Raw genomic sequence first — 15,224 nt, forward strand, 5'->3', positions numbered from 1 at the left:
TGAAATTATTTATTTATTCAGAGTTAAAGCCGGCTGCCTGGGCATATTTGCAGGCGCAGCTGCCGGCAGGCTACCAGGCACTACTGGCCGCCGACCTGCCGACCGAGCAGCAGCGCCTTGCCTTTGAAGCTGCCGAAGTGGTATTCGGTAATCCGCCGCCCGCGTGGCTGGCCGCTGGTTCTTTGCCCTATTTAAAGCTGTGGCAGCTCGAATCGGCGGGCTTCGACCGCTACCAGGGCCTGGCGGTGGCCGCGCCGGTTGCCAACATGGGCGATTACTTTGCCTGGCCCTGCGCCGAAACAATGGTAGCCGGCGTGCTGGCTTACTACCGGGCCTTGCCCGAGCTGCTACGGCTGCAGGCCGAAGCCCGCTGGGTAGGGGCGCCCATCCGGAGCCGCACCGGGCTGCTGCGGGGCAAGCGGGTGGTGGTGCTGGGAGCCGGAGCTATTGGGCAGGCTGTGCGGCAGCAGCTCAGCGGCTTTGGCTGCCAGGTGCGGCTGCTGGCGCGTACGAGCCCGCGCGCCGAGCTGCACTCGCGCGCCGAGCTGCTGGCCGCCCTGCCTGTTACCGATTTGGTAATTAATTGCTTACCGGGTAGTGCTGTTAATTTCTTTACCGCCGAGCTATTTGCCGCCTTGCCGGCTGGCAGCCTCTACGCCAGTGTGGGGCGTGGCACTACTACCGACGAAGCTGCTTTACTGCTCAGCCTGCAAGCCGGCTGGCTCGGCGGAGCCGTGCTGGACGTAACCGCTACCGAGCCCCTGCCGGCCAGCCATCCATTCTGGACAATGCCCAACGTGCTGCTCACCCAGCACACGGGCGGTGGCCAGCCCTATGAGGCCGAAGGCAAAATTGACCAGCTGCTGCGCAATTTATCCCGGCTCCAGACCGGCGAGCCTCTCGAAAATCAGATTTACCTAAGCAGAGGCTATTAGGGCAAATGCTAATTCCGGGCTACCTGGCCTGTGCCCTCACTAACAAGCTGGGATAGGCTTCTTACGGCATACTCTGCGCGGTGAGCTTTTTAACTGGCTGCTGAAGCAGCGCCGCAGCCTCCTCATCGGTGAGCACGCGGGCCTCGGTTTCGCCGTCCGGAAAAAGGAGCCGGGCCGCCGCCTGGCGAAGCTCGTCGAGGCGGCTGAGGGCCTCCGAAACGGTGGGGTTGGCTTCGAGGCGGGCAAGCAGGCCGCTGGCCCGCGCCGCCTGAAAAAGCTTTTCGAGCACAAAGGGCAGCACCCAGCCCGCGATATTTGTCATAAAGGCCCCCCGCAGGCCGATACGCAGCAGCAGCCGGGCCGCCATGCGCTCCAGCAGCAGCGCCCGGGCGGTGGGCAGGGCCTTATCAGCCAGAAAATCGGCAACCAGCCGCGCGTGGCCACTCTGAATTTCGGCCCGTAGTACGTCCTGCACGGCATCGAGTGCCCGCTGCGCTACCTGTCGAAACAAGCGGCCGGTTTGCCAGGCGCGCAGGCCGGTTTGGCGGGCGGCCCTGGCTACCTGGCCGGGTAAATCAGAAGGAAGCGAGAAATATTTCATGGGTAAAAAAGCCAACGATTATAGGCTATACGCGAGAGCTGGTGGGTTGGCTAAGAAAGCGGGCTGCCGGCGAAGAGCCAGGACTTGTGGGTACGAAAGCGTAAAAGTAAAATCATTAATTTGTAATGCCTTACGTAGTTTGTTAACGCTAAATAGCGCCGCCAGAAACCCATTTTTACCGGCCTGCGTTAGGGGAAAGCTCAACCAAAAACGCGTTGCAGCTGCTTCTCTCAGTATAGAGAAGTCATTGTGGAAAGCCAGCCTTAAGCTGTGGTTTTCAGTTGCCTGATGTCCGATTTATTACTCGACATAAACCTACAGGAAGTCCCCGACAATTACCTGGCCGGCGCATGGCGCGTGGCGCACCGCGTAGTAAACCAGGCCGACCCCGACAGTGCGTTGGCGCAAGCTACCAGCCTGCTGCTCAGCGACGACCTGTTGCAGCTGGTTGCGCCCATGCTGAGCGAAACTGGTAGCTGGGCCGTGTCGCGCGATGAGCTGCTCAATCGCCCTTACCTGCGGCTGAGCTTCCCGTCGGAGGAAATTCGTGCCCTCGTGACGCGCCTGCGCCGCACGGCCGATGGGGCCCGCAGTCAGCTAAACCTCTATTTCAGCTCCGGGTTGGAAATGCAGCTCGACCGGCCCTGAGCCCCCGTTTAGTATATTATTCTGGTAGCTTTCCTAGCTTTTGTAGCCGTGACTCATTCAGATGCCCTGCCTGATTCTTCTCAGAAAAAAGAGGAAGAATTTCAATTTCTGGCCGACTTTATTCCGCAGCTGGTCTGGATAACTGACCCGGCCGGCTTTCATACTTATTTCAATCAGCGCTGGATTGACTACACCGGCTATACGCTGGCCGATAGCCTGGGGCCCGATATGTGGAACAACCTGCTGCACCCCGACGACCGCGCCCGCGCCCGCCAGGTGTGGGGGCATTCGCTGGCCACCGGCAACGACTACGAGATAGAGTACCGCTTTAAGTCTAAAGCCGGTGGGTACCGGTGGTTTCTGGGCAGGCGCTGCCCCGGCGCGATGCGGCCGGCAACGTCACGACGTGGTTTGGGACCTGCACCGACATCCACGACCAGAAGCTGGCCAGCGAGCAGCTGCTGGAGCGCGAGTCGGAGTTTACGACGCTGGCCGATAACGTGGCCCAGCTTTCGTGGATGGCCCGGCCCGATGGCCATATCTATTGGTACAACAAGCGCTGGTACGACTACACGGGTACCAACCTGGCCGAAATGGAAGGCTGGGGCTGGGAAAAGGTCCACCATCCGGACCATCTCCAGGTGGTAATAGACTTCGTGAGTAACGCCTGGACGATGGGCCAACCCTGGGAGCTGACGTTTCCGCTGCGGGGCCACGATGGCCAGTACCGCTGGTTTTTGACCCGCGCCATGCCCGTTCGTGATGAGCAGGGCCACACCATTCGCTGGCTTGGCACCAATACCGACGTGACCGAAATGCGCCAGCTGCAGGAGCAGCTACAAAACTCCTATGCCGACCTCGAAGCCAAGGTCACTTTCCGCAACCTGGAATTGGAGCACGAAGTGCAGCGCCTGCGCAAGCAGCTGGGCGAACAAGCAGGGTAGTGCCGTAAACGCTACAGTTCTTTGTCCATCAGAACGTTGTGCAAGAAGGTTGCCAGCTATGCATGGGGGTTTGGTTGTAAGTATTGCTTATATAGATAATTTAATATATATCCTGTCCATTAGGCAGATGGTGGACTTAAGCTGGCGCTGAGTGGTTGCCGTACCTTTGCATACGGCCCCGGTGAGTAGTCGCCGGCCCTAGCCTTTTGCGTTATGAATAAGATATATTGCCCTAGCCTGACTGAGTACAAGCGCCGCGTGGCGCGGGTAGTAAATATTGGCGGCGTACCGCTGGGCGGCGACTATCCCATTCGGGTGCAGAGCATGACCACGGTCGATACCATGGACACGCTCGGCTCGGTGGCCCAAACGCTGCGCATGGTAGACGCCGGCTGCGAGTACGTTCGCATCACCGCGCCCAGCGTGAAGGAGGCACAAAACCTGCTCGAAATCAAGAAGGAGCTGCGGGCTCGGGGCTGCAACGTGCCCTTGATTGCCGACATCCACTTTACGCCCAACGCCGCCGAGCTGGCCGCCCGCATCGTGGAGAAAGTGCGCGTGAACCCCGGCAACTACGCCGATAAAAAGAAATTTGAGGAAATAGAGTATTCCGATTCCAGCTACGCCGCCGAGGTTGAGCGCATCCGGGAGCGGTTTCGGCCGCTGGTGAAGATTTGCAAGCAGTACGGCACGGCCATGCGCATTGGCACCAACCACGGCTCGCTCTCCGACCGCATTCTGAGTCGCTACGGCGATACGCCGCTGGGCATGGTGGAGTCGGCCCTGGAGTTTTTGCGGCTCTGCGAAGAGGAAAACTACTACGACGTGGTGCTCAGCATGAAGGCCAGCAACACCCAGGTAATGGTGCAGGCCTACCGCCTGCTGGTGCAAAAGCTCGACGAAGAAGGCTTGCAGCCCTACCCGCTGCACCTGGGCGTAACCGAAGCCGGCGAAGCCGAGGATGGCCGCATTAAGTCGGCCGTGGGTATCGGCACACTGCTCGAAGACGGCCTGGGCGATACTGTGCGCGTCAGCCTGACCGAAGCCCCCGAGGCCGAAGCGCCCGTAGCGCGTATGCTCATTAATCGCTACGTAGACCGCGCCGCCCAGGCCCGGCCCATCAGGCCGCTGGCGGGCGAGGAGCCCCTCAACCCGTTTCAATACCAGCGCCGCGCTACGCACGAGGTACTGAACTTTGGTGGCCTCAACGTGCCGCGCGTTATTGTCGATTTGTCGCGCCTGGCGCATCAGCTCGACTATGCCGACCTGCGCGCCGCCGGCCACCTGTACTCACCCTTTCTCGACAAGTTTCAGATGTCGGACCAGGGGGCCGACTACATCTATACCGGCGAGCGGCCAGTGCCCTTCATGCTGCCCAATGGCTTGAAGGAAATTGTAACGTACACTGCCTGGCTCGACGCCGGCCAGCGCCCCCATCACTACCCGGTGATGACCGTCGACAGATATCTCAACGAGCAGCCGCGTCATCCGCAGCTCAACTTCCTGCTACTCAGCCTCGACACGCTCGATGCCTCTTTGCTGCGCCACCTGCACGCTGACGCAACGCTGGTACTGGTGCTGGATACTACGAATGCTCATGCCCTGCCCGAGCTACGCCGCGCTTTCTTCGAGCTGCTTACTAGTCAGGTTACCTGCCCGGTAGTAGTATTCCGCAGCTACCCCGCCCAGGCAGTAGCGCAAACCCAGCTCGATGCCGCTACCGATATCGGAGGCTTGCTAATCGATGGCCTTGGCGACGGGATAGTTCTGCGCACGGAGTTGCTGCCCGCGCAAAGCAAGGAAATGTACCTCGATACAATTTCGGGCCTCAACCAATTGAGCTTCGGAGTTTTGCAGGCGGCCCGCACCCGCATGAGCAAAACCGAGTACATCAGCTGTCCCAGCTGCGGCCGCACGCTCTTCGACTTGCAGGAAACTACGGCCATGATTCGCAAGCGCACCGACCACCTCAAGGGCATCAAAATCGGCATTATGGGCTGCATCGTGAACGGCCCCGGCGAAATGGCCGACGCCGACTACGGCTACGTGGGCGTCGGCAAAGGTAAAATCGCCCTCTACCGCGGCCAGGAAGTTATCAAAAAAGCCGTACCCGAAGAACGCGCCGTGGATGAGCTGATTGAGCTAATGCGCGAGGATGGAAAATGGATTGAGAAGGAAGTAATACCTGCCGAAGTTTAGGTATTAAATATGCTTGATTTTAATTTTATCCCCGACGAAAAACCTATGCAAGCCCCAGGCTTAAATTATGCCGGTGGAATTTAATACGAGGAGTTTGAGAAAGCTCGGGACCTAAAAATTATTGAAAAACACCTTGACTATTACGGCCATTTTCGTTGGAATAGTCAGAACGTCCGTCAAAAGTTGGACGTGCTAACACCTGCTATCACAGCAGCCATTCCTAACCTAGCCAGCATTATAAAGGAAGCTTTTGCAGCTAATTGTGGATTGGTAGCTTTGGGCGATTGATGTCTTACCGTCCCAAAAAAAACTCCCGAAACCGAGCCAGCTCTTCCAACTCCCGCTGCACGTAGGCGTTGAAAAACGGCTCGCCAACCTGCCGCTGCAACACGGAAATGCCGACGTCAATCAGCCGCAAGCCTTGTTGCGTGAGCAGGATATTGTCGAAGCGCTCGCCGGGCAGATTGCTGGGGCGCTGCAAATCGTGGTGTACGAAGCCGGCAGTGTGCAGGGCTAGCAGCTCGTCAGTGAAAACGTCGAACCAGATTTCGCGCATTTCTACCTCATAGGCCCGGAAATCGAGCGGGTAGATGCGCTCCATTACCAGCATGTCGGCGGCCAGGGCCTGATTGGTTTCCAGGCGATGAAAGCGGACTACTAATCCATTCACGGCATTGGCGAAGCGCATTTTCTCCGCTTCTGAGCCAATATCGGAGCGTGTATCGTCGCTGAAAAGCTTACCAACTTCCGTTTCGGAAAGGGCGATGGCCGCATTATTGGCGCCGCGCGAAAGCTGGCGGGGATAGCGTTTTGATTCCATATAGTTGAAGGGCTAGCGGCACTTCTCCTTGCGGCGCGTATCGATAATATGCGCGATTTTCCAGCCGTCCGCCAGCTTCACTAGTTGAAAGGAATCGTAGCCGCAGTGACTGAACTTGCTGCCCAGGTAAAACTCATAGGGTGCCCACACGCTGGCCAGGTTGGCGTCAATAAGTACGCGCTCGAACTGCACGCGCTCGTCCCAGCTTTCGGCGTGGGGCGTGCCGACGGCCTTTAAGAAGGCATTTACGTTTTCGAGCTGCACAGTGGGCTGGCCAGCGTGCTCGCCCAGGGTGTGAAACACGGCGGCCGGGGCGAGGGTACTTCGTACCAGAGTGCTATCGCCGCGCCGCATCCCGTTGAAAAACGTTGTGATGGCTTGCTGCACCGCCGACGCTTCGGGCGGCGTGGTTTGGGCCTGGGCGGCGAACGCGGCGCTGAGCAGCAGAAGCGTGACGCTATTTTTCATCTGACTAAGATACACGTTCGGCGTAGGCAAAGCTGGGGTAGGGAAATCAGTCCTGGCCTGGCTCCTGTTCATGGGGCTTCAGGATGCGCGGCAGCTCGGCCACCGGCTCGGGGCGCAGCTCCTCGGGCACCGCGTGGCCCTGCAGCGCCAGCTGATGGCGGGCTTCGTCAAACTCGCCTTCGCTTTTGGCGATGATGAGCGTAGCCACGCCATTGCCGATAACATTGGTAATAGCGCGGGCCTCACTCATAAAGCGGTCGACGCCCAGCAGCAGCGCCACGCTCTCTACCGGAATGGTTTTGGTAGCCGCCAGCGTGGAAGCCAGCACGATAAAGCCCGAGCCCGTGACCCCCGCCGCACCCTTGCTCGTGACCACCAGCACGGCAATGAGCGATAGCTGCTGCGTAAGCGAGAGCGGAATGTTAAAGGCCTGTGCCAGAAAGATAACCGCAATGGAAAGATAAATGGAGGTGCCATCCAGATTGAAGGAGTAGCCGGTAGGAATAACCAGCCCCGCCACCGAGCGCGAGCAGCCGTAGCGCTCCATTTTGTCAATCATGCGCGGCAGCGCCGACTCGGACGATGAGGTGCCCAGCACCAGCAGAATCTCTTCCTTGATAAAGCCCAGGTACGGCCCCAGCCGCAGCTGGTAAGCGCGTAAAATCAGGTTTAGTACCCCAAAAATGAACAGGAACATGGTGAGGTACACTACCAGCATGAGCTTGCCCAGCGGTAGCAGGGTGGCTAGCCCGTACTTGCCGATGGTGAAAGCCATGCCGCCAAACGCCCCCAGCGGAGCCAGTTTCATCACAATGCCCAGCACCCCAAACATGGCGTGCGAGAGCCGGTCGAACGTTTTGACCAGGGGCTGAGCCGACTCGCCCAGGCGGTTGAGGGCCAGGCCGAATAATACTGCAAATAATAGCACTTGCAATATATCGCCTTTGGCGAATGCTTCGACTACGTTGGTGGGCACAATGTGAGTGATAAACTCGACCCAGTTCAGCTCACCGGCCTGGGTAGTAAACTTGGCGGCTTCGGTCGCTTGCTTGCTGTCGTGGAGAGCAGCCTGCGCGGTAGCCTGCACGCCCGTGCCCGGCTGGGTGATATTGGCGGCCGCAATGCCAATTGCCAGCGCCAGAGTGGTTACTAGCTCAAAGTAAAGCAGGGCTTTGCCGCCCACGCGGCCAACTTTCTTCAGGCTGCCCATGCCGGCAATGCCCAGCACTACCGTGAGAAAAATAATGGGCGCAATCAACATCTTAATGAGGTTGATAAACGTGTCGGCCACTGGCTTAAGCGCTGCGCCGAAGTGCGGAAACAAGCCCCCGACTACTACTCCCAGCACAATGGCCGTGAGCACCTGCACGGTGAGGTTGGAATAATAGCGTTTCATAGTAGTGGAAAAGGAGCGGGGCTGCCAGCAGGGCGCAAAGCTAGCTGGCCGGGCAGAGTGGGGCGCGTAGGCCGGAAGAAAAGCGCTTGGTCAACAATCTTTCCGCCGCGGCCGGTGTTACTTTGCCATACTCAACCTTGCCCTCTTTTATGAACGGTAAAAACCTTTTTAACCTCGGCCCGGCACTCGGCTACTTCTTTCGCAAGAACGACCCGAGCCGCAAGTCCAACTTCAACCTGCGCACCATGCACTTTATCAATAAGCTGAGCATGGCGATGTTTCTGGTGGGCTTGTGTGTGCTGCTTTACCGCTGGTTTATCCGCTAGAACCCCGCGGCGATGAATATCGAAGAGTACCGCGACTTCTGCCTTGGCCTGCCCGGTACCACGGAGGAAACCCCCTTTGGTCCTGATACACTGGTGTTTAAGGTTGGCGGTAAGATATTTGCCCTCACCGATTTGCAGACTTTTGCCAGTTTCAACGTGAAGTGCGACCCCGAGCACGCCAGCGAGCTGCGTGAGCGCTTCGACTACGTGCTGCCCGGCTTTCACATGAATAAGAAACACTGGAACACGGTGCTCATTGGAACCGGGGCCAGCGATGCCCAGCTGCGCGAGTGGCTGACCGATTCGTACCAGCTCATTGTGGCGGCGCTTCCCAAAGCATTGCGCGCCGAGCTGCGCCAGGAAATAAAGTAAATTATAGAGTATATGTCCGTTTCCGGGCGTAAAAAAACCGTCAGGCTGCGCTTATTTACAGGCTGCCTGACGGTTTTTCTAGCTACTACTACTGGCCGACCAGGAAGACGGCGTTGCCAAACAGCAGCTTGCCGCTCTGCCAGAAAGCCCGGAATAAGGGGTTGTCGCCGAGGTAGATAACCTGGCCGCGCCCCAGGTCCTGCTCGCCCAGCACGAAGGTATCGACCAGCTCCTTACGGGCTTTGCTGCCCGAGAAGCCGGCATAATAGCCGTTCTTTTTAATGACGCCCACATTCCAGCCGCCTTTGCCCAAAAACCGGTAGCTGAGCGGCGTGCGGATAAGCGCCGGGTAGGTATCGCCGTAGCCAAAAGCCAGTGGGTGCGTATTGTCGAGCTGCACGCGGTAGATGGTGCCCAGCGCCTGTTCCTGCGTGCCTTCGCGCTCGGCGCTGCCGTAGCGGCGCAGGGGTAGGTAGGGGTTGATGACCTCCGCTTTTTTGAGGGCGACTGAATCGGCTGCTTTACCCTTGAGCAGGAAATCCTTCTTATTGGCCAGAAATTTCATGGCGCCTTCGAGGGCGATGAGCTTGCCGCCGCCCCGCACCCAGGCCTTGAGGCTTTCGAGGGCCGGGGCGGGGTAAATATCCTGGTAATTGCCATCGGGCAGAATGAGCACGTCGATTTTCGACATATTCACTCGGCTCAGGTAATCGGTGCCCAGCACCGTAATCGGGTAGCCAATCTGCTGCTCAAAGAAATGCCACACTTCGCCAAAGGCCGTGGCATCGATGCCGGGGCCGGCCACTACGGCCACGGTGGGCTGCTTCACGAAGTGCACCGTGCCCGAGCCCAGGTCGTGGCCGGTGGTCGAAAAGCCCGATTTTACGGCTTGTACCACCGTGCCCGCCGAATCGGCCTGCGCCCGCACCAGCTGGTCGAGCTTGGCTCCCAGCGCCTCGTTGCCGGTGCGCGTGATGATGAGCGTGCCGGGCGCATATTTCTGGCCTTCGGCCTCAAAAGCCTGCTCGGCAAAGCGTATTTTCACTTTCTGCTGGAGCAGCTTACTGAGGAAGCGCACATCCTGGAGGTTATTCCAGCGGGCCAGGTAGGCGTAGGGCTTGTCGGTAGGCGCAGCGGCGCTGCCTTTTACCGTAGCCGGGCTTGGGGTGGGGCCGCTGGCGTCGAGGCGCTGGGTGAGGGCGTAGGCTTTTACCCCAAACGAGTAGGGGAGCGCCCAGGAGGTAATATCGTAGGTAAGCGAGTCTTCGAGCTGCGGGCGGGGCTCAAACAGCACTTTCACGAGTGTTGACTTAGGCTGATACATGCTCACGAGCACGTCGTGCGGCTGCACTTCTACCGGCTCGGTTTTGCCGCTAGCATAGCTGTAGCCGTTGGTTTTGAGGCTCCTGGGCGCAAAGCCGTAGCTGATTTGCTGGCGGTCGAGGTACTGCGTGAGCATCCGCAGCTGGCCGGGGTCGTTGCCCGAGGCCAGCACGTAGGTTTTGTAGGTGCCGCCGGGCTTGGTTTTGGCGTTGGTGAAGTAGGCCTGGAACTCACGCAGCAAATCGTCGTGGCGCTCGGCGGTGGCCTGGACAGTGGCGCGGCTGGCGGCATGGTGGTGGGCAATGCGCTGGGCCAGCGTGAGGGTATCGCCCTCGGTGCGGGCATAGGCCACGCCGGCCGGGCTGCCGCCTCCCTGCTCATAGGTCATGCCAATGGCGCCGTTGAAGCTGGGCCAGGTATCGCCGTAGGTGGGCGCGTAGAGGTCGTACACCTCGCGGGTGAAGTAGAGCCAGTTATTTTTATCGAACGTGGCCCGGTTGTAGTCGCCAATCACGTTCTGGAACTGCCGCTGCCAGGGCGTTATATCGGCATGATAAGGCTTAGCGGCCGGCGAAAAGTAATACGAGTTGTTGGGCCCCATCTCGTGAAAGTCGGCATGGACCTGGGGCAGCCACTTGTTATAAAGTACAATACGCTGGCGGCTTTCCTGCTGGGTTTGCCAGGCCCAGTCGCGGTTCAGGTCGAAGTAGTAGTGGTTGTAGCGCCCGCCGGGCCAGGGCTCGTGGTGCTCCCACGAGTCGGGGCCGGCATTAGGGGTTTGGTTGCGGACGCGGTTGTACCAGTTCACGTAGCGGTCGTGGCCGTCGGGGTTCACACAGGGGTCGATGATGACCACCGTATTCTTGAGCCAGTCCTGCATTTGCTGGTCCTGCGGGTTGGCCAGGTCGTAAAGCACCTGCATCACCGCCTCCGAGCTTACGGCCTCGTTGCCGTGCACATTGTAGCTGAGCCAGGCCACGGCCGGCAGCTGGCGGCTGGCCGTGCCGCTTTCGAGGCTGGCCAGCCGGCGGTCGTTTTGCTGAATGTCGGCTAGTCGGCCAAAGTTTTCGGGGTTGCCGATTTCAATGACTTCCAGAGTGCGCTTCTCGTAGGTTTTGCCGTAGGGCGTGACGCGCATCCGGCCCGGTGAGTGTGCCACGACGTGCGCCGCGTAGCGCAGCACCTCGGCCTGCGGAGTGAACTGACTGCCCAGCTCATAGCCCAGAAACTGCGTGGGGGTTAATAAAGGCCCGGCCGCGTCGGCGGCGCTGCTGGTGATGCTTGGCGCGGTAGTGGTAGATTGGGCCGTGCCGGCCAGCGGCAGGGCTAGCCCCAGCAGCAGCCAGAGGCCCAGCGGGCCGAGGGTGCGCGTGGCGACGGCCCCGCGAAAAGGTAGAGAAATCATCAACTGAAGTAGCGTAGGAAAGAAGAAAGATGGAGATGGGAGGCACAAAGATGCAATCGTGGCACTTACCCCCTGCTCCTGTTTTTAGTGAAGGGGTCAGAGCGTGAGGGCCGCCGGCCGCCGGTTGAACCACGGCCGCGCCTGCTCCAGCTGCCCGGCCAGGCGGAAGAGCACGTCTTCAGCCCCGAGGCGGGCAATGAGCTGCACCCCGCAGGGTAGGCCATCGGCCGTCCAGTGCAGAGGCACCGACATGGCGGGCTGACCCGTGAGGTTAGCCAACTGCGTATAAGGGGTTTTTTCGAGACTCTGCTCGGCCAGCTTCTCCACGATTCCCGAGCGCCGGATGAGGCCGCCCAATCCAAACGTATTTACCACTTTCAGCAGCTTCTGCTCGAAGGGCTTGGGTTGCAGCTCGCCAATGTGCACGGGCGGCGTGGCGAGCGTGGGCGTCAGCAGCAGGTCGTAGGCTTGGTGAAACCGGCCCATGCAGCGGGCGCTGTCGTTCCAGGTATGGCGGGCGGCGGCAAAGTCGGCCGCCGAGTAGGTGCGGCCCAGCAAACCCAGCAGCCAGGTGGTGGGCTCCACATCGGCGGGCCGGGCCGGGCGGCCCAGCACTGCCGCCAGGCCGGCGATGCTGGCGCCGGTCTCGCCAAAATACAGCATGAGAAAGGCCGTCGACACGGCCCGGCCGTCGAAGGGCAGCGGTACTTCGGCCACCTCATGGCCCAGGCTTGCGAGCAGGTGGGCGGCGTCGCGCACCGCCGCGGCGCACTCCGGGTGCAGCGGCCGGCCCAGGGGATGGTCGAGGGTAAAGGCAATGCGCAGGCGGCCGGGCGGGCGGCTAACTTCTTCGAGGTAAGGCCGCTCGGGCTGGGGAAGAAAGTACGGGGCGCCCACGTCTGGCCCCTGGGTGGCATCGAGCAGGGCCGCGCTGTCGCGCACCGAGCGCGTGAGTACGTGCTCGACGGCCGCGCCCTGCCACTTCTCGCCTTGCTCGGGGCCGGTGGGCACGCGCCCGCGGCTGGGCTTCAGCCCGAATAGCCCGCAGCAGGCCGCCGGAATCCGGATGGAGCCGCCGCCATCACCGGCCCCCGCTACGGGCACGATGCCCGCCGCTACGGCCGCGGCCGAACCGCCGCTGCTGCCGCCGGGGGTGTGCTGCAAGTTCCAGGGGTTGCGGGTAGGCCCATAAAGCGCGGGCTCGGTTACGCCCATCAGGGCAAACTCGGGCGTGTTGGTTTTGCCCAGGATATTGACGCCCGCCGCCTGCCAGCGGCGCACCAGCTCAGCATCTTCGGTGGGTACAAACTGGCGCAAGGCGCGGCTGCCCGCCGTCTGGGGCACACCGGCATAGGCCGCTCCGAAGTCTTTCAGCAAAAACGGCACGCCGCCGAACGGGCCGGTCGGCAGCCCGGCGTTGGCACGCTGTTGAGCCTGCTCGAATAGGGGAAGAATAATGGCGTTAATCTGCGGATTGACAGCTTCGGCGCGGGCAATAGCAGCCTGGCACAGCTCGGCGGCCGTGAGCTGGCCGCTGCGCACGAGGGCGGCCATTCTCAGGCCATCGAGCTGGTCGTATTCGGAAGGTGAAAGCATGGCAGCAAGATAGGGGCATTGTATGTAGAGATGCATCTTTGCGTCTCGTCGTCCGCGCTATTCAGCTGACATTCGACGTTAAGACACCAAGATGCGTCTCTACGCGCGCAACTACGTCTTTCTACCGCATCCTTATGAAAAACGTCTTCCCCTTCCTCACGGCGCTGGCCCTGCCGCTGGCCACTCTGGCCCAAACCGCACCGCGCCCGCTCAACCTCACTGACCTGGCCCGAATGCGGGACGTGGCCGACCCTAATCTTTCGCCCGATGGAGCGTGGGTAGCCTACACGGTCACGCGCGTAGACACAATCACCGACAAGCGCGATGCCGATATTTGGATGGCCCGCACCGATGGCTCGCAAAACCTGCGCGTCACTACCAACCCGGCCAGTGAGAGCCGCCCGCGCTTCAGCCCCGATGGCAAGTACCTGAGCTTCATCTCGGGCCGCAACGAGGAAGAAAGCGGCAACGCCCAGCTCTGGCTGCTGAACCGTGCCGGCGGCGAAGCCGAGAAAGTAACCAAGCTTAAGGGCAGCGTATCGGATTATATCTGGAGCCCCGATGGCCAGCGCATCGCGCTCATTATTAAAGACCCTGACCCCGACTCGCTCACCGGCGCCCAAAAGGCCAGGAAGAAAACCGCGCCGCCCATCGTCATCGACCGCTTTCAGTTCAAGCAAGACGTGGAGGGCTACTTAAACAACCAGCGCCAGCATCTCTACGTGTTCGACGTAGCCACGCGCCGCCTCACCAACCTTACGCCGGGCCCGTACGATGAGCACCTGCCGGCCTGGAGCCCCGATAGCAAGCAGCTCGTTTTCAGCAGTAAGCGCGGGCCAGACCCCGACCGCCACGACAATTACGACCTCTTTCTTATCGACGCGCAGCCCGGCGCCACGGCCCGGCCGCTGCTGACAACCGACGTGCCCGAGAGCGCGCCCAACTACGGTAGCCGCCCCGCCTGGAGCCCCGATGGCCGCCGCATCGCCTTCGTACAGGGCGGCCCCAAGGAGCAGCTCGTGTACGCCCTGCACCAGCTGATGGTAGTGGAGGTGGCTGGCGGCCAGGCCCGCGCCCTCACGGCCGGCCTCGACCGCAATACCACGCATCCGCAGTGGTCGGCCGATGGCAAAAACGTGTATTTTCTGCTCGAAGACGACCGCGCCGAGTCCTTAATGCGGGTGCCGGCTGCGGGAGGGAAAATAGAAAAGGTGCTGGCCGGCCCGCGCGAAATTGGTGCTTACGACCTGGCCCGCAACGGCCAGCTAACCGTGCTCAGCAGCCAGCCCCAGCAGCCCAACGAGGTATTTGCCCTGGATAAAAAAGGTGCGCTGCGTCCGCTTTCCCGGCAAAATGATACCTGGCTGAAAGGGGTATCGCTGGGGCAGTCGAGCCCATTCAGGCCAAGAGCAAGGACGGTACGCTGGTGAGCGGCTTCCTCATCAAGCCAGTTGGCTACCAGGCCGGGCGTAAATACCCCACCATTCTGCGCATTCACGGCGGGCCGGTGGCGCAGTTTGGCTACGGCTTTTCGTTTGAGTGGCAATACTTTGCTGCCAATGGCTACGCTGTGGTAGTGGCCAACCCGCGCGGCAGCTCGGGCCGGGGCCTGGAATACAGCAAGGCCATCTACGCCGACTGGGGCAACAAGGACACCGACGACGTGCTGGCCGTGGTAGACTACGCCGTGGCGCAGGGCCTGGCCGACCCCGAGCGCCTCGGCGTGGGCGGCTGGAGCTACGGCGGCATCATGACCGACCAGGTTATCGCCCGCGACCAGCGCTTCAAGGCGGCCGTCAGCGGCGCCAGCATCGCCAACGTGCTGGCCGGCTACGGCACCGACCAGTACATCCGCGACTACGAAACCGAGCTGGGCACCCCCTGGAAAAACCCTGATGTATATATGCGTGTGTCGTACCCTTTCTACCATGCCGATAAAATTCACACGCCCACGCTCTTCGTGTGCGGCGAGAAGGATTTTAACGTGCCCCTGCTCAACACCGAGCAGATGTACCAGGCCCTCAAAAGTCTGAATGTGCCCACGCAATTGGTTATTTATCCCGGTCAGTTTCACGGCGTCACGACGCCCAGCTACGTCAAGGACCGCTACGTGCGCTACCTAAGCTGGTATAATAAGTACCTGATGCCCAAAGGCTCGGCGATGGGCAGCACGGCGGGCGGACAGTAAGGC

14 protein-coding genes and 1 pseudogene are annotated in these 15,224 nt (G+C 60.6%); 9 read left to right on the top strand and 6 right to left on the bottom strand.

Going from position 1 to position 15,224, the window contains the following annotated elements; translation table 11 throughout:
- Positions 1-47 precede the first annotated feature (47 nt).
- Positions 48-935: a D-2-hydroxyacid dehydrogenase gene (locus GKZ67_RS05045; protein ID WP_317172244.1), complete on the top strand. Its 888-nt coding sequence runs from the start codon at positions 48-50 to the stop codon at positions 933-935.
- A gap of 61 nt (positions 936-996) precedes the next feature.
- On the opposite strand, the gene GKZ67_RS05050 is transcribed toward GKZ67_RS05045, so the two are convergent.
- Positions 997-1,536 carry a hypothetical protein gene (locus tag GKZ67_RS05050; protein WP_173241404.1) on the bottom strand — a complete coding sequence of 180 codons (540 nt, stop codon included), beginning with the start codon at positions 1,534-1,536 and terminating at the stop codon, positions 997-999.
- 288 nt (positions 1,537-1,824) lie between these two features.
- On the opposite strand from GKZ67_RS05050, the gene GKZ67_RS05055 reads away from it, so the two are divergent.
- From GKZ67_RS05055 to ispG, 4 genes and pseudogenes are all read left to right on the top strand, one after another.
- Positions 1,825-2,184 carry a hypothetical protein gene (locus GKZ67_RS05055; RefSeq protein ID WP_173241405.1) on the top strand — a complete coding sequence of 120 codons (360 nt, stop codon included), beginning with the start codon at positions 1,825-1,827 and terminating at the stop codon, positions 2,182-2,184.
- A 48-nt stretch (positions 2,185-2,232) separates the two neighbouring features.
- Positions 2,233-2,502, top strand: a pseudogene (locus tag GKZ67_RS25005) (PAS domain-containing protein); the annotation flags it as partial.
- A 35-nt stretch (positions 2,503-2,537) separates the two neighbouring features.
- A complete protein-coding gene (locus GKZ67_RS05065) occupies positions 2,538-3,128 on the top strand; it encodes a PAS domain-containing protein (protein WP_254245072.1) in 591 nt (196 codons plus the stop codon).
- A 213-nt stretch (positions 3,129-3,341) separates the two neighbouring features.
- The gene (gene ispG / locus GKZ67_RS05070) at positions 3,342-5,327 is read left to right on the top strand and encodes a (E)-4-hydroxy-3-methylbut-2-enyl-diphosphate synthase (RefSeq protein ID WP_173241406.1); all 1,986 of its coding nucleotides are present in this window, start codon (positions 3,342-3,344) and stop codon (positions 5,325-5,327) included.
- 292 nt (positions 5,328-5,619) lie between these two features.
- Here the strand turns inward: ispG and GKZ67_RS05075 are convergent, their stop codons facing one another.
- From GKZ67_RS05075 to GKZ67_RS05085, 3 genes are read right to left on the bottom strand one after another with little or no spacing between them, the layout of a single operon-like run.
- Positions 5,620-6,147: a hypothetical protein gene (locus GKZ67_RS05075; protein WP_173241407.1), complete on the bottom strand. Its 528-nt coding sequence runs from the start codon at positions 6,145-6,147 to the stop codon at positions 5,620-5,622.
- 12 nt (positions 6,148-6,159) lie between these two features.
- Positions 6,160-6,645: a nuclear transport factor 2 family protein gene (locus tag GKZ67_RS05080; RefSeq protein ID WP_173241408.1), complete on the bottom strand. Its 486-nt coding sequence runs from the start codon at positions 6,643-6,645 to the stop codon at positions 6,160-6,162.
- A gap of 16 nt (positions 6,646-6,661) precedes the next feature.
- Positions 6,662-8,011 (bottom strand): dicarboxylate/amino acid:cation symporter, encoded by a 1,350-nt coding sequence (locus tag GKZ67_RS05085; RefSeq protein WP_173241409.1) that lies wholly within the window; start codon positions 8,009-8,011, stop codon positions 6,662-6,664.
- Between the two features lie 149 nt (positions 8,012-8,160).
- On the opposite strand from GKZ67_RS05085, the gene GKZ67_RS05090 reads away from it, so the two are divergent.
- Positions 8,161-8,337: a DUF6728 family protein gene (locus tag GKZ67_RS05090; RefSeq protein ID WP_173241410.1), complete on the top strand. Its 177-nt coding sequence runs from the start codon at positions 8,161-8,163 to the stop codon at positions 8,335-8,337.
- Positions 8,338-8,349: 12 nt separating this feature from the next.
- Positions 8,350-8,709 carry an MmcQ/YjbR family DNA-binding protein gene (locus GKZ67_RS05095; RefSeq protein ID WP_173241411.1) on the top strand — a complete coding sequence of 120 codons (360 nt, stop codon included), beginning with the start codon at positions 8,350-8,352 and terminating at the stop codon, positions 8,707-8,709.
- Between the two features lie 88 nt (positions 8,710-8,797).
- Here GKZ67_RS05095 and GKZ67_RS05100 read toward each other — a convergent pair whose 3' ends face one another.
- Both GKZ67_RS05100 and GKZ67_RS05105 read right to left on the bottom strand, forming a co-directional pair.
- Complete coding sequence (locus tag GKZ67_RS05100; RefSeq protein ID WP_173241412.1) at positions 8,798-11,437, bottom strand: M14 metallopeptidase family protein; 2,640 nt, start codon at positions 11,435-11,437, stop codon at positions 8,798-8,800.
- Positions 11,438-11,533: 96 nt separating this feature from the next.
- Positions 11,534-13,033 carry an amidase gene (locus tag GKZ67_RS05105; RefSeq protein ID WP_173241413.1) on the bottom strand — a complete coding sequence of 500 codons (1,500 nt, stop codon included), beginning with the start codon at positions 13,031-13,033 and terminating at the stop codon, positions 11,534-11,536.
- A 134-nt stretch (positions 13,034-13,167) separates the two neighbouring features.
- Here GKZ67_RS05105 and GKZ67_RS23060 point away from each other — a divergent pair, with 134 nt between their 5' ends.
- Positions 13,168-14,463 carry a TolB family protein gene (locus GKZ67_RS23060; protein WP_254245073.1) on the top strand — a complete coding sequence of 432 codons (1,296 nt, stop codon included), beginning with the start codon at positions 13,168-13,170 and terminating at the stop codon, positions 14,461-14,463.
- Positions 14,460-15,221, top strand: coding sequence for an alpha/beta hydrolase family protein (locus tag GKZ67_RS23065; protein WP_254245074.1), 762 nt, complete (start codon positions 14,460-14,462; stop codon positions 15,219-15,221). Before GKZ67_RS23060 ends, GKZ67_RS23065 begins: the two co-directional genes overlap by 4 nt.
- Positions 15,222-15,224: the final 3 nt, after the last annotated feature.

This window comes from Hymenobacter sp. BRD67, from assembly GCF_013256425.1.
Lineage (GTDB): Bacteria > Bacteroidota > Bacteroidia > Cytophagales > Hymenobacteraceae > Hymenobacter.

Excerpts from the sequence above, each read along its gene's own strand:
- GKZ67_RS05050 (WP_173241404.1), bottom strand. The coding sequence starts at position 1,536 with ATGAAATATTTCTCGCTTCCTTCTGATTTACCCGGCCAGGTAGCCAGG.
- GKZ67_RS05055 (WP_173241405.1), top strand. The coding sequence starts at position 1,825 with ATGTCCGATTTATTACTCGACATAAACCTACAGGAAGTCCCCGACAAT.
- ispG (WP_173241406.1), top strand. The coding sequence starts at position 3,342 with ATGAATAAGATATATTGCCCTAGCCTGACTGAGTACAAGCGCCGCGTG.
- GKZ67_RS05075 (WP_173241407.1), bottom strand. The coding sequence starts at position 6,147 with ATGGAATCAAAACGCTATCCCCGCCAGCTTTCGCGCGGCGCCAATAAT.
- GKZ67_RS05085 (WP_173241409.1), bottom strand. The coding sequence starts at position 8,011 with ATGAAACGCTATTATTCCAACCTCACCGTGCAGGTGCTCACGGCCATT.
- GKZ67_RS05090 (WP_173241410.1), top strand. The coding sequence starts at position 8,161 with ATGAACGGTAAAAACCTTTTTAACCTCGGCCCGGCACTCGGCTACTTC.
- GKZ67_RS05095 (WP_173241411.1), top strand. The coding sequence starts at position 8,350 with ATGAATATCGAAGAGTACCGCGACTTCTGCCTTGGCCTGCCCGGTACC.
- GKZ67_RS05100 (WP_173241412.1), bottom strand. The coding sequence starts at position 11,437 with ATGATTTCTCTACCTTTTCGCGGGGCCGTCGCCACGCGCACCCTCGGC.
- GKZ67_RS05105 (WP_173241413.1), bottom strand. The coding sequence starts at position 13,033 with ATGCTTTCACCTTCCGAATACGACCAGCTCGATGGCCTGAGAATGGCC.
- GKZ67_RS23060 (WP_254245073.1), top strand. The coding sequence starts at position 13,168 with ATGAAAAACGTCTTCCCCTTCCTCACGGCGCTGGCCCTGCCGCTGGCC.